Origin of the sequence: Mycobacterium sp. E2699 (genome assembly GCF_001666745.1) — a bacterium.
Classification (GTDB): domain Bacteria; phylum Actinomycetota; class Actinomycetes; order Mycobacteriales; family Mycobacteriaceae; genus Mycobacterium.
In genome coordinates this window covers 1-12,773 of the sequence record NZ_LZJH01000091.1, presented here as the reverse complement: position 1 = coordinate 12,773, position 12,773 = coordinate 1, and the positions used below count along the sequence as shown (strand labels likewise).

12 protein-coding genes are annotated in these 12,773 nt (G+C 69.7%); 5 read left to right on the top strand and 7 right to left on the bottom strand.

The features are described from left to right. Positions 1 to 141: 141 nt before the first annotated feature. The gene (gene glgC, locus A5696_RS16600; protein WP_067881118.1) at positions 142 to 1,356 is read left to right on the top strand and encodes a glucose-1-phosphate adenylyltransferase; all 1,215 of its coding nucleotides are present in this window, start codon (positions 142 to 144) and stop codon (positions 1,354 to 1,356) included. Between the two features lie 68 nt (positions 1,357 to 1,424). Here glgC and A5696_RS16595 read toward each other — a convergent pair whose 3' ends face one another. The 6 genes from A5696_RS16595 to A5696_RS16570 all read right to left on the bottom strand — a co-directional run bounded on the left by A5696_RS16595 (position 1,425) and on the right by A5696_RS16570 (position 7,944). After that, complete coding sequence (locus A5696_RS16595; RefSeq protein WP_067881116.1) at positions 1,425 to 3,104, bottom strand: CocE/NonD family hydrolase; 1,680 nt, start codon at positions 3,102 to 3,104, stop codon at positions 1,425 to 1,427. 18 nt (positions 3,105 to 3,122) lie between these two features. Beyond that, on the bottom strand, positions 3,123 to 3,797 hold the full coding sequence (locus A5696_RS16590; protein WP_067881114.1) for an isoprenylcysteine carboxylmethyltransferase family protein: 675 nt from the start codon (positions 3,795 to 3,797) through the stop codon (positions 3,123 to 3,125). Between the two features lie 8 nt (positions 3,798 to 3,805). Further along, positions 3,806 to 5,446, bottom strand: coding sequence for an ABC transporter permease (locus tag A5696_RS16585; protein WP_156738434.1), 1,641 nt, complete (start codon positions 5,444 to 5,446; stop codon positions 3,806 to 3,808). Next, positions 5,443 to 6,354 carry an ABC transporter ATP-binding protein gene (locus A5696_RS16580; RefSeq protein ID WP_067881112.1) on the bottom strand — a complete coding sequence of 304 codons (912 nt, stop codon included), beginning with the start codon at positions 6,352 to 6,354 and terminating at the stop codon, positions 5,443 to 5,445. The genes A5696_RS16585 and A5696_RS16580 overlap by 4 nt, the downstream gene beginning before the upstream one ends. Beyond that, positions 6,344 to 6,982 carry a TetR/AcrR family transcriptional regulator gene (locus A5696_RS16575; RefSeq protein ID WP_067881110.1) on the bottom strand — a complete coding sequence of 213 codons (639 nt, stop codon included), beginning with the start codon at positions 6,980 to 6,982 and terminating at the stop codon, positions 6,344 to 6,346. The genes A5696_RS16580 and A5696_RS16575 overlap by 11 nt, the downstream gene beginning before the upstream one ends. A 293-nt stretch (positions 6,983 to 7,275) precedes the next feature. After that, complete coding sequence (locus A5696_RS16570) at positions 7,276 to 7,944, bottom strand: O-methyltransferase (protein WP_067881104.1); 669 nt, start codon at positions 7,942 to 7,944, stop codon at positions 7,276 to 7,278. A gap of 202 nt (positions 7,945 to 8,146) precedes the next feature. Here A5696_RS16570 and sigE point away from each other — a divergent pair, with 202 nt between their 5' ends. The 4 genes from sigE (at position 8,147) to tatB (ending at position 11,461) form a co-directional block, all read left to right on the top strand. Beyond that, on the top strand, positions 8,147 to 8,923 hold the full coding sequence (gene sigE / locus A5696_RS16565; RefSeq protein WP_067881101.1) for an RNA polymerase sigma factor SigE: 777 nt from the start codon (positions 8,147 to 8,149) through the stop codon (positions 8,921 to 8,923). 143 nt (positions 8,924 to 9,066) lie between these two features. After that, positions 9,067 to 9,441 (top strand): anti-sigma E factor RseA, encoded by a 375-nt coding sequence (gene rseA, locus A5696_RS16560; protein WP_067881098.1) that lies wholly within the window; start codon positions 9,067 to 9,069, stop codon positions 9,439 to 9,441. A 106-nt stretch (positions 9,442 to 9,547) separates the two neighbouring features. Further along, complete coding sequence (locus A5696_RS16555; protein WP_067881094.1) at positions 9,548 to 11,056, top strand: S1C family serine protease; 1,509 nt, start codon at positions 9,548 to 9,550, stop codon at positions 11,054 to 11,056. After that, positions 11,057 to 11,461 carry a Sec-independent protein translocase protein TatB gene (gene tatB, locus A5696_RS16550; RefSeq protein ID WP_067881093.1) on the top strand — a complete coding sequence of 135 codons (405 nt, stop codon included), beginning with the start codon at positions 11,057 to 11,059 and terminating at the stop codon, positions 11,459 to 11,461. Positions 11,462 to 11,547: 86 nt separating this feature from the next. Here the strand turns inward: tatB and A5696_RS16545 are convergent, their stop codons facing one another. Continuing rightward, entirely contained in the window at positions 11,548 to 12,690 is a 1,143-nt protein-coding gene (locus tag A5696_RS16545) for an Mrp/NBP35 family ATP-binding protein (protein ID WP_067881091.1), read from the bottom strand. Between the last annotated feature and the right edge of the window lie 83 nt (positions 12,691 to 12,773).

The following is a 12,773-nucleotide window of genomic DNA, read 5'->3' as shown; positions in this document are numbered from 1 at the left end:
GGGCCTGCGCAATAATGGGCGGTATCGGGTTGTGAAACGTGGCGAGAACGACGCCAAATACCTTGACAGGCAGTCCGTCAGAACGGCGTCCACCGGGATTCCCCCTGGCAGCGGCTGGCGGCGGCCGATAGTTTGGGAGCCATGAGGGAAGCGCCACACGTGCTGGGCATTGTCCTGGCCGGCGGTGAGGGCAAGCGGTTGTATCCGCTGACCGCGGACCGGGCGAAACCCGCGGTTCCCTTCGGTGGCGCCTACCGGCTGATCGACTTCGTGCTCTCCAACCTGGTCAACGCCCGCTATCTGCGGATCTGCGTTCTCACCCAATACAAGTCGCATTCACTCGACCGCCACATTTCGCAGAACTGGCGGTTGTCCGGCCTGGCCGGCGAGTACATCACGCCGGTTCCCGCGCAGCAGCGCCTCGGCCCGCGCTGGTACACCGGCTCGGCCGACGCGATCTATCAGTCGCTCAACCTGATCTACGACGAAGATCCGGACTACATAGTCGTTTTCGGCGCCGACCACGTCTACCGGATGGATCCCGAGCAGATGGTCCAGTTCCACATCGAAAGCGGCGCCGGCGCGACCGTGGCCGGCATCAAGGTCCCCCGCAGCGAGGCTTCGGCCTTCGGCTGCATCGACGCCGACGACTCCGGCCGCATCCGCGCGTTCGTGGAGAAGCCGCTGGATCCGCCGGGCACCCCCGACGACCCCGCGTCGACGTTCGCGTCGATGGGCAACTACATCTTCACCACCAAGGTGCTCATCGACGCGATCCGCGCCGACGCCGACGACGACCACTCCGATCACGACATGGGCGGCGACATCATCCCGCGGCTGGTGGAGGACGGGATGGCGGCGGTGTACGACTTCTCCGACAACGAGGTGCCCGGCGCCACCGACCGCGACCGGGGCTACTGGCGCGACGTCGGAACGCTGGACGCGTTCTACGACGCGCACATGGACCTGGTCTCGGTGCACCCGGTGTTCAACCTCTACAACAAGCGCTGGCCGATCCGCGGCGAGTCCGAGAACCTGGCGCCGGCCAAGTTCGTCAACGGCGGCTCGGCGCAGGAGTCCGTCGTGGGTGCCGGCAGCATCATCTCGGCGGCCTCGGTGCGCAACTCGGTGCTGTCGTCCAACGTCGTGGTCGACGACGGCGCGATCGTGGAGGGCAGCGTGATCATGCCGGGCGCGCGGGTCGGGCGCGGCGCGGTGGTGCGCCACGCGATCCTGGACAAGAACGTCGTCGTCGGGCCCGGCGAGATGGTGGGCGTCGATCTCGAGAAGGACCGCGAGCGCTTCGCCATCAGCGCCGGCGGCGTGGTCGCCGTCGGCAAGGGCGTCTGGATTTAGTCCCGCCAGCAGACGCAAAAGCCCCCATTTCGGCCGTTAAATGGGGGCTTTTGCGTCTGCTCGGCGTATTACCGGACCTCCGGGACCAGCAGGTGCGCGTCGTGGCGCGGCCCCCAGTGCAGGGTGACGCGGCCGCGGGGCGAGCTCTCGTAGGCCGCCGGCATCTGACCGATCAGCGGATTGGCCGGGCACAGCCACCGCCCGGCGACCACCAGGCGCAGCTGCTCGCGGGCCCGGAACAGCGTGGCCGACGGCCCCAGCGCGACATCGACCGCGACCACCTCGCCGGCGGCGACCGGACGCGGATCCGCGCACGATGGGACGGGCTCCCACGGCCGGGACAGCTCGGGGTCCAGCGCCCGCAGCGCGACCCGCTGCCACCCGGTGGTCACGCGGTCGCGCCCGTAGCCGTAGGACCCCTCGAAGGCGACGAACCGGCCGGCACGCCACTTCTCCACGCCCACGAACAGGTTGGCGTCGTCGCAGCCGTCCAGCGCCACCCACAGCCGGGCGGCCATCGGGCCGGTCAGCTCGACGTCGGCGGGCACCGTCCAGCTGAAAGCCGCTGCGGCGGAATGCGTTTCGAACGCGATGCTGCCGGCCTCGGCCGGCCGCTCCGGCACCAGCGTCCCGGCGCCGCCCAGATACAAGGGGCGCCAACGGGTTCGGGGTAGCGGCCAGTCCGCCTCCTCGCGCACCGCGGCGACGGTGTCGCGGTCCTCGCGGACCTCGAGGCGGACGCTGCGGGAACCGGCCGCGCCGTCGAGCACGCCCCGGAAGAAGTCGAGCTGTTCGGCCCGCGCGGCTTCGGAGTAGAACGTCGCCCACTTGCCGCCCCGATGGGTGTACAGGCGGGCGTGGGCCGAGCCGGCGTGAGTGAAGGCCCGGATCGACCCGCGGCTGTGCAGGTTGTTGTCCGAGAAGCTGCCGCAGACCAGCATGGGCACCGTGATCGCGGACAGGTCGGGCACCACCGAGCGCCAGAAGTCGTCGCGCAGCGGGTGGGCGTCCTGCATCCGCTCCAGGTCGTAGGTCTGCCGCGTATCGCGACGCAGGTTGCGCGACCACATCCTTGTGAACCCGTGTTCGCGAACGCCGCCGGGGAAGGTCAGGTCGCGGTAGGCGTCGGTGAAGCCCTCCCACGGGCAGATCGCCCGCAGGGCCGGCGGTGCCAGGGCGGCGACGGCGTACTGGCTGATGGCAAGGTAGGAGACCCCGAGCATGACGACGCGGCCGTCGCACCATGGTTGGCCGGCGATCCACTGCACCAGGTCGTAGCTGTCCTCGGCCTCCCTGTGCGACAGCAGGTTTCCGGTGCCGTCGGAGTGGCCGCAGCCGCGCGAGTCGGCGTTGACCACGGTGAAGCCCCGCGCGGTCCACCACGCCGGATCCGGCGCCTCCCAGCCGGTGAGCGCCGAGAAGGTCACCGGCCGCGGCTGGCGCAACACCCGGTATTGGATCGAGAACGTCCACCTCCCGCGCCGCCGCCTCGGCAGATTGTCCTTGCCGTACGGATGGATGCTGAGGATGACCGGCCGGGCTTCGTCCGTCCGTCGATAGACGTTGATCCGCAACGCCGTGCCGTCGCGGGTGGGAACGGCGACGTCGGGCTCGACGAGGACGTCCGATGGCGCGGCGGTGACGGTGATGGGGGGTTTGGCGATGCCGCGCAGCCGGGTCAGTGCGTATCGCAGGGCGCCGGGGCGGCGCCATGGCCGGTCGAGCGCCGGTGCCGGATTTCGCGCCACGCCAATACCTTAGGACCTCTACCAGACATTGGGCACCAACCGGTACCGCACGTGCTGCGCGTACTCGCGGTAGCCAGGCAAGTCCCGGGTGAGCAGCTCCTCCTCGTCGAGGATGCGCAAGACGAGCGCCGCGACGCCCGGGATCACGAAGAGCAGTCCCCAGTAGGAGCCGAGCGCCAGCGGGATGCCGACCATCATGATCACGCTCCCGACGTACATCGGGTGCCTGACGAACTTGTAGACGCCGGTCGAGGCCACGGTCTGGCCGGCCTCGACCGTGACGGTGGACGCTGCGTAAGCGTTTTGGATGACCACCAGCATGGACAGTCCGAGGCCGGCGGCCAAGAGGACCTGGCCGAGCACACACACCCATGCCGGAACGGTCGACCAGCCCATTCGATGATCGAGGGCGCTGAATGCCATCATCCCGAAGATGGTCAGGAAATTAGCGGTGATGATGAACTTTTGAGCCGTTCGCGTTTCCGCCCTCGGCCCGGCGCGCATGCGGCGCTGCAGCGTCGCGGGGTTGTTGCGCGCCAAATAGATCGTGGGGCCGATCGTCGACAGCGTGAACACGGCGATGAAAGCCCATCCCTGCCAATAGCGCAGCGTGCCGGCCGGTCCGAACAGGATCAGGCCGTAGAAGGCCAATCCGAGTACCGCGGATGTCGCCAATCGAAGTGCAAGTTTCATAACCCCTCCTAGCAACGCAGATCGCGACGTCGAAAAGCCATGGCCCCCAAGATGATCAGGGCGGTATCGATGGCCAGCAGCCACACCAGCGGCACGGCGGTGAAATCGGCGCCGACCCGCGGCGTGTGCGCGAACGGTTCCAGGTCGAGCACCCACTGCGGCAGCCGGGCCAACTCGCCGATCAGGTACAGGGCAACGAACCCCACCAGCACACCCCACGCGACGGGCGTGAACCGCGGCGCCACACCGAACAACGCGACCGTGATTGCGGCGAGCAGCCAGACGCCGGGCAATTGGACGGCCGCGGTGCCGACCACGACGGCCAGCTTGCCGCCGACGTCGCCGGCGGCCACGCCGTAGACGACCCCGCCGGCCACGCCGCTGGCCAGCATCGCGACCGCGGATCCGATCAGCGCGGCGCCCAAATGGCTTGCCAGCCAATGAATTCGGGAGACCGCGCCGGCCAGCGTAGTCTCGGCGCGCTGGCCGGATTCCTCCTGATGCAAGCGCAGGGTGAGCGAAATGGCGAACGCGGCGGCGACCATGCCCATCATGGCGTATGCCACCGCGATGAAGGCCTCCTCCAGGACGCTGGTGCCGCCCATCCGCGCGACGATGTCGCGCACGACGGTGCTACCGCCCAGCTGGTCGCCGATGCCGTGCACCACGCTGCCCATCAGCAGGCCGTACAGGCACAGGCCCACGGTCCACAGCAGCAGCGCGCCGCGGTCCAGCCGCCACGTCAGGCCGTCGACTCCGCCCAACCGCGGCCCGGCCCCGCCCGGACCGGCGCGCTCGGCGACGAGGCCGGCGCCCACGTCGCGCCCGGCGAGCAGCCGGTAGGCCACCAGGGTGAGCGCCGCCGTCGTCGCCAGGTGCAGCAGCAGGACCCACCAGCGGTCGCCCGCGTAGGGCCGGACCTGCAGCGACCAGCCCAGCGGCGAGAGCCACGACAGCCTGCCGTCGCCCGCATCGCCGATGGCGCGCAGCGTGAAGGCGGCCCCCAGTACCGCGAACGCGGCGCCCCGGGCGAACCGGGCGCTCGGCGACAGCTGCGCGGTCACCGCGGCGACCGCGGTGAAGACCAGGCCGGAGCAGGCCAGCGCCGCCCCGAACGCCAGCGATCCACTGGCCGGGACGTCGGTCGTCAGCAGTCCCATCGCGCCGATCGCGCCGGTGGCGACGGACGCCCCGAACGACAACAGCAGCGCCGCGCTCAGGCTGGCGTAGCGACCGATCGCGGTCGAGTCCACCAGCTCGGTCCGGCCGGTCTCCTCGTCGGCGCGGGTGTGCCGGATCACGGTGAGGATGACGGCCACCGCGATCAGCAGGTGGAACATCCCGGCCTTCCAAATGCCCACGGCCCCAAGGCTGTCGTTGTAGACCTGGCCGTAGAGCGCGCGCTGGGCCGGGCTGGCCATGATCGCCGCGGCGAAACCGGCACGGGCGGCCTGGGTCGGGTAGACCTTTTCGATGCTGCCGATGTACACGGTGGCCAGGGGCACGGACAGCAGTAGCACCCACAGCGGCAACGAGACCCGGTCGCGGCGCAGGTAGAGCCGCAGCATGGCAAGCGTGCCGGAGAAATTCGAAGCGGTCCGCGGCGCCGGATGTGCGGGCCGCGGCCGATCCAGGATCGCGGTGCTCATGCTGAGACCTTGTCCGTGGTGTTGTAGTGGCGCAGGAACAGTTCCTCGAGGGTCGGGGGCTGGCTGACGAGTGAGCGCACGCCGGCGTCGCCGAGCGCCCGGATGAGTTCGCCCAGGCTTTCGCTGTCGACCTGCGCGCGCAGCGTGTTGCCGTCGAAGCTGACGTCCTCAACGCCCCTGATCCGGGTGAGATCGCCCGGGTCGCCGATGACTTCGGCCTTGATCGAGGTGCGGCTGAGATGCCGCATGGACTCCAGCGAGCCGCTCTCGACGGTCTTTCCCGACCGGATGATGGTCACCCGTTCGCACAGCGCTTCGGTCTCGGCCAGGATGTGGCTCGACAGCAGGACCGTCGTGCCGCGGTCACGCGCCTCTGCGACGCACTGCTGAAACACGTTCTCCATCACCGGGTCCAGCCCGCTGCTGGGCTCGTCCAGGAGCAGCAGCCGGGCGTGTGACGAGAACGCGGAGATCAGGGACACCTTTTGCCGGTTGCCCTTCGAGTAGGTGCGCGCCTTCTTGTGCGGGTCGAGGTCGAAGCGCTCGATGAGCTCGGCGCGACGCCGCTCGTCGATGCCGCCGCGCATGCGGGCCAGGAGGTCGATGGTCTCGCCGCCGGTCAGCGACGGCCACAGGGTCACATCGCCCGGCACGTAGGCGATGTGGCGGTGCAGTGTCACCGCGTCGGTCCACGGGTCGCCGCCCAGCAGCCGAGCGGTGCCGCCGTCGGCCCGCACCAGGCCGAGCAGGATGCGGATGGTCGTCGACTTCCCGGCACCGTTGGGCCCCAGGAAGCCGTGCACCTCGCCCTCGCGCACCGTCAGATCGAGGCCGTCCAGTGCGCGCACCGCGCCGAAATTCTTCGTCAGGCCGCGGATTTCGATGGGTGCGGCGTGGTCAGCTGGCATGGGATCCTCCTTGATCGTCGGCGGCCAGGAATGCGTCGTACATGGTGCGGTCCACCATCAGGCCCTCGGTGTAGATCTCCAGGGCGGGCAGAATCATGTCGCTGGCGTAGTCGCGCAGGACCGCACGCAAATCGGTTGGCGTGTCGTGCATTTGTATGTAGAGCAGGAGGCTGCCGCCTCCGGTGATGCCGAGATATTTGGCCCGGGCCTTCGGGTCACGGCTGGGCTTTATCGTCCCGGCCCGCACGCCTTCGTCCATATACTCTTCGACGTTCTCAATCATCCTCTGCCACAACATCTTCGCGAGGTCGCCACCGGTCTGCATGCTGCGAACCAGGTAGGCCGTCAGTGGGGCGAATTCCTCGATCTCGGCGAGCTGCGCGAACCAGGTGGCGGGGTCGTTGGATCGCATCGCCTCCGATTTGGTGCTGCGGATCTGTTCGGCGACGTAATCGTCGCAGGCCTTGCGCAGGCCGTCCTTGGATCCGAAGTGGTGGATGACCAGCGCGGCGCTCACCCCCGCCGCCTCGGCGATCGCGCGCAGACCCACGTCGAACCCCCGCTCGCCGAACTGCTCGATGGCCGCGTCACGGATCCGGGCGGCGGCGGTCAGGTCGGCTGAACGCATGTTCAGTACGCTAAACGCTCGTTCAGCCGCCGGTCAAGGGGGCGCGCCGTCAGGAATCCGTCAAAATCGCCCCGGGCGGGCAGTGACGCGCCGCGAATGGATGTCCAACAGCACTCGGGCTTCGACAACTCGAGCCAACCACGGCGGCGGGGCGTACAACATGGGCTTCTTCAACCGGCGTGATGGATTTAGTCCTGGGCAACGCCACCGAACGTGCACTCACGGCGGAATTTCAGCCAAAAACTCGCCGCCAGTGCACGCTCGGCGCGGCGGTCAGAGCCGGCGACCCGCCGTTAGTCCCGCACCGCGGCCAGCAGCCCGTCGCCGAGCGGCACCAGCGCGGGGGTGAGCCGCTCGTCCTCGGCGATGAGCCGGGCCGCCTCGCGCACGGCAGTCACCTCGGCGTCGCGTGCCGCGGGATCGCCCGCGCGGCCGCCCAGCGCCGCCCGGTGCACCACGATGACGCCCCCGGGCCGCAGCAGCCGCACCCCCTCCACGACGTAGTCGGGCTGGTCGACCGGGTCGGCGTCGATGAACACCAGGTCGTAGGACTCGTCGGCGAGCCGGGTGAGCACCTCCTGGGCGCGCCCACGGATCAGCCGGGTGCGCGATGGTCCGATCCCGGCGTCGGTGAACGACTGCTTGGCCAGCCGCAGGTACTCGGGCTCGATGTCGATCGTGGTCAACACGCCGTCGTCGCTCATGCCCGACAACAACCAGAGCCCGCTGACCCCGGCGCCGGTGCCGACCTCGGCGACGGCCTTGCCGCCGCTGAGCTTGGCCAGCAGGGCCAACAGCGCACCGACGGCCGGCGTCACGGCGCCGGCGCCGATCTCCTCGGCGCGCTCGCGGGCCGCCGCCAGCAGCGCGTCCTCCGAGATCGATCCCTCGGCGTGCGCGCAGAGTGACTCGGCTCGACTGGGAGCCGTCTGGCCGGGGGCTGCTGCGTCGGTGCCGTCCATGCCCCGCAGCGTATTCCAAATTGCCGCGCAGCCGGGCAGGCGCGCCTGACTCGAACCTGGCCGACACGCCCGGATCCTGCGGGGCGACGCAAGTCACTCGCCCGCCAATTCGCCCTGTTCAGCGCAGGTAACGATATGGTTTCTCAGCTAAACTTCAGACTGCTCCTATGTCGCGCATACGCCGATGGGCGACGGTATGCGTATGGAACGGGGTTCGCGGGGGGCCGGGAATACAAGCCGCCGGAATGGGAATACAGGCTGGGAACTCCGCGTTGACGCGGTCGACGAACTGCCGAACTTTGATGGCAGGCCGATTCTGGAGGATCCAATCACCACAGCGCTTTTGAGTCCGACCACGATGTCGCACGCGCAGGAATGCCGCGACGACGAGTGGGTGGAGACGACGGACGCGTTACAGGGCACCGCGGTGTTCGACGCGACGGGGGACAAGGCCACGATGCCGTCGTGGGACGAGCTCGTGCGCCAGCACGCCGACCGGGTGTACCGGCTGGCCTACCGGTTGTCGGGCAACCAGCAGGACGCCGAGGACCTGACCCAGGAGACCTTCATCCGGGTCTTCCGGTCGGTCCAGAACTACCAGCCCGGGACGTTCGAGGGCTGGCTGCACCGCATCACCACCAACCTGTTCCTGGACATGGTTCGCCGGCGCGCTCGCATCCGCATGGAGGCGCTGCCCGAGGACTACGACCGGGTGCCGGCCGACGAGCCGAACCCCGAGCAGATCTACCACGATTCGCGGCTGGGGCCCGACCTGCAGGCGGCGCTGGATTCGCTGCCGCCGGAGTTTCGCGCCGCGGTCGTGTTGTGCGACATCGAGGGCCTGTCGTACGAGGAGATCGGCGCCACCCTCGGCGTCAAGCTGGGCACCGTGCGCAGCCGCATCCACCGTGGACGCCAGGCGCTGCGCGACTACCTGGCCGCGCATCCCGAGCACGGGCTGCACGCCGAGTCGGCGTAGCTGCCCTCGCCCGCCTGACGGCTCATCCACAGCCGAATAGCACCGTTGGACGCGAGAACCCGACGGCTTTAAGCGCTGTACGCACGGTATGGGGCGCGACCTCGCGCTACATTCGTGAGAGGGCGGTAAGAAAGGAACTGGTGATGGCGGATCGAGGCGAGGTGTTCCGCCGCGCATTCTCCTGGCTGCCCGCGCAGTTCGCCTCCCAGAGCGACGCGCCCGTCGGCGCACCGCGCCGGTTCCGATCCACCGAGCATCTGTCCATCGAGGCGATCGCGGCTTTCGTCGACGGCGAGCTGCGGATGAACGCCCACCTGCGCGCCGCCCACCACCTCTCGCTGTGCTCGGAATGCGCGGCTGAGGTGGAGGACCAGAGCAGGGCGCGCGCCGCGTTGCGCGATTCCCACCCGATCCGCATCCCCACCAACCTGCTGGGACTGCTCTCCGAAATCCCCCTTCACCCGTCGGACGACGACGCGTCCGAGCGTGATACGCGCGACCAGCGTAAGCGCCGATAACCGGCGCGCCCGTGGATACTAGGGTGGGTAAGCACAATGCCGCCGCGCCGCAACGCGCCCGGTAAGCGGCCTGCTCGAGCGCTCAAGAAGAGGATCCAGAACAAACGTGACCTCCGACGGCAATAACAGCGGCAACGGCGAGGACCGCCTGGCGCCGCGCCCCATCTCTCGGCCACCGGTCGACCCCGCGTCGCGTCAGGCGTTCGGCCGTCCCACCGGGCTCCGGGGCTCCTTCGTGGCCGAGCGGGTGCGCCCGCCGAAGTTTCGCGAGCAGTCCGAGTTCACGCCGCACGAACCACCGGCCGATCCCGTCCTCGCGGAGGCGTTCAGCCGCCCCCCCGGCACGGCGGACACGCTGCAGCGTCACCCGATCGACGCCGGCGCGCTGGCCGCCGAGCAGGACGGCGCCGAGCCCGAGGGCGCGGAAGACCCCTGGCGCGACCCCGCCGCCGCCGCCGCCCTGGGGACGCCGGCCGTCGCGCCGGCCGGACCGCAGGCGGTACCGGGCTACGGCGGCAAGCTCGGGGTCCGCGACGTGCTGTTCGGGCGCAGGGTGTCCTACCTGGCGCTCGCGGTCCTGCTGTTGATCGCGCTGGTCATCGGCCTGATCGGCGGTGTGATCGGCCGCAAGACGGCCGAGGTGGTCGAGGCGTTCACCACCTCGAAGGTCACGCTGTCGACGCCCGGCAACAGCGAGCTGCCGGCGGGCCGGTTCGCCAAGGTGGCGGCCGCCACCGCCAACGCCGTGGTCACCATCGAGTCGAAGAGCGACCAGGAGGGCATGCAAGGCTCCGGGGTCGTCATCGACGGCCGCGGCTACATCGTCACCAACAACCACGTCATCTCCGAGGCGGCCAACAACCCCAGCCAGTTCAAGACGACCGTGGTCTTCAACGACGGCAAGGAGGTGCCGGCCAACCTCGTGGGCCGCGACCCCAAGACCGACCTGGCGGTGCTCAAGGTCGACAACGTCGACAACCTGAGCGTGGCCCAGCTGGGTGACTCCGACAAGGTGCGCGTCGGCGACGAGGTGCTGGCCGCCGGCGCGCCGCTCGGCCTGCGCAGCACCGTGACCCACGGCATCATCAGCGCCCTGCATCGCCCCGTCCCGCTGTCGGGCGAGGGCTCCGACACCGACACCGTCATCGACGCCCTGCAGACCGACGCGTCGATCAACCACGGCAACTCCGGTGGCCCGTTGATCAGCATGGACTCGCAGGTGATCGGCATCGACACGGCCGGTAAGTCGTTGTCGGACAGCGCAAGTGGGCTCGGCTTCGCCATTCCGATCAACGAGGTCAAGTCGGTGGCCCAGGCCCTGATCAAGGATGGCAAGATCGTGCACCCGACGCTGGGCGTCAGCACCCGCTCGGTGAGCAACGCGATCGCCTCGGGCGCCCAGGTGGCCAACGTCAAAGCCGGCAGCCCGGCCCAGAAGGGCGGGATCCTGGAGAACGACGTGATCGTCAAGGTCGGCAACCGCAAGGTCGCCGACGCCGACGAGTTCGTCGTCGCCGTGCGGCAGCTGACCATCGGCCAGGACGCCCCGGTGGAGGTGGTCCGTGACGGCCGGCACGTCACGCTGACGGTGAAACCCGATTCGGACAACGGCTAAGTGTTCGCGAACCTGAGCTGGGAGCACATCCTGGTCCTCGTCGTGGTCGGGCTGGTGATCCTCGGCCCCGAGCGGCTCCCGGGCGCGATCCGGTGGACGTCGAATGCGCTGCGGCAGGCGCGTGACTACCTCAGCGGGATGACGACCCAGCTCCGCCAGGATCTCGGCCCCGAGTTCGATGACCTGCGCGAGCCGCTCGGCGAGCTGCAGAAGCTGCGCGGCATGAGCCCGCGCGCCGCGCTCACCAAGCACCTGCTCGACGGCGACGACTCGTTCCTCACGGGAAACTTCGACCGGCCGGTCAACGGGGCGCCGGCGCAGCCGGCGGAGCCCGCGCGGCCGGTACCGCAGACGCAGCCCGAGCACACCGGCGGACCCGCGCCGTTCGACGCCGACGCGACCTGACGCGTGGGCAGCCCGTCGCGAGCGTGCGCAGTTGTACGCCTGCGACGGCGTGTCGGCGTACAAACACGCACGCTCGCGGAGGAAACTCAGCGCCTGGCCGGGTCCAGCCCCAGCGACACGCCCGCCAGCCCCCGCTTGCGCGACGAGAGGCTGTCGGCCACGCCGCGCAGTTCCTTGCCGACGGGGGAGTCCGGCGCGCTCAGCACGATCGGTAGGCCGGCATCACCGGCGGCGACCAGCGCCGGGTCCAGCGGGATCTGGCCCAGCAGCGGCACATCGGCGCCAACCGCGCGCGACAACCGCTCGGCGACCTGCCGGCCGCCGCCCTCGCCGAACACCTGCATCGTGGTGCCGTCGGGCAGCACCAGCCCGGACATGTTCTCGACGACGCCGACGACGCGCTGTCGGGTTTGCAGCGCGATGCTGCCGGCCCGTTCGGCGACCTCGGCCGCCGCCAGCTGCGGCGTGGTCACCACCAGGATCTCGGCGTTGGGGATCAGCTGTGCCACCGAGATGGCGACGTCCCCGGTGCCGGGCGGCAGGTCGAGCAGCAACACGTCGAGGTCGCCCCAGTACACGTCGGCCAGGAACTGCTGCAGCGCGCGGTGCAACATCGGTCCGCGCCACACCACCGGCGTGTTGCCCTGGGTGAACTGGGCGATCGAGATGACCTTCACCTCGTGGGCGACGGGCGGCAGGATCATCGACTCGACCTGAGTGGGCCGATCGGTGGTGCCCATCATGCGCGGGATGGAATGGCCGTGAATGTCGGCGTCGAGCACCCCGACGGACAGGCCGCGCGCGGCCATCGCCGCGGCCAGGTTGACCGTGACCGTCGACTTTCCGACGCCGCCCTTGCCGGAGGCGACGGCGTAAACCCGGGTCAGCGAGCTGGGCTGGGCGAACGGGATGACGGGCTCGGCGGCGTCCCCGCGCAGCTGCTTGCGCAGCTCGGTGCGCTGCTCGTCGCTCATCACGTCCAGGCTCACCTTGACGGCCCCGGTGCCGGGCACGTCGGCGACCGCGCTGGTGACGCGCTCGCTGATCTCGGCCTTCTTAGGGCACGCGGAGGTGGTCAGGTAGATCGCGACGTGCACGCCGCCGTCGGGCTCGACGTCGACGCTCTTGACCATCCCGAGTTCGGTGATGGGACGGCGCAATTCGGGGTCGATCACCTTCCCCAGTGCGGTACGGATGGCCGCGCTCAGGTCGGCAGTGTCGTTGGACATCACCGCCGAGTCTAGGCGTGCTTGGCGGGGCCGTTTGGCGGCGACCCGCTTCACGCGGCTTCGCCGCGCTTGCGATCGCCGCG

Coding starts and splice junctions, on each gene's coding strand:
- rseA (WP_067881098.1), top strand. CDS start 9,067: ATGGCGGATCGAGGCGAGGTGTTCCGCCGCGCATTCTCCTGGCTGCCC.
- A5696_RS16585 (WP_156738434.1), bottom strand. CDS start 5,446: ATGAGCACCGCGATCCTGGATCGGCCGCGGCCCGCACATCCGGCGCCG.
- A5696_RS16575 (WP_067881110.1), bottom strand. CDS start 6,982: ATGCGTTCAGCCGACCTGACCGCCGCCGCCCGGATCCGTGACGCGGCC.
- A5696_RS16580 (WP_067881112.1), bottom strand. CDS start 6,354: ATGCCAGCTGACCACGCCGCACCCATCGAAATCCGCGGCCTGACGAAG.
- glgC (WP_067881118.1), top strand. CDS start 142: ATGAGGGAAGCGCCACACGTGCTGGGCATTGTCCTGGCCGGCGGTGAG.
- sigE (WP_067881101.1), top strand. CDS start 8,147: ATGGAACGGGGTTCGCGGGGGGCCGGGAATACAAGCCGCCGGAATGGG.
- A5696_RS16545 (WP_067881091.1), bottom strand. CDS start 12,690: ATGTCCAACGACACTGCCGACCTGAGCGCGGCCATCCGTACCGCACTG.
- A5696_RS16570 (WP_067881104.1), bottom strand. CDS start 7,944: ATGGACGGCACCGACGCAGCAGCCCCCGGCCAGACGGCTCCCAGTCGA.
- A5696_RS16590 (WP_067881114.1), bottom strand. CDS start 3,797: ATGAAACTTGCACTTCGATTGGCGACATCCGCGGTACTCGGATTGGCC.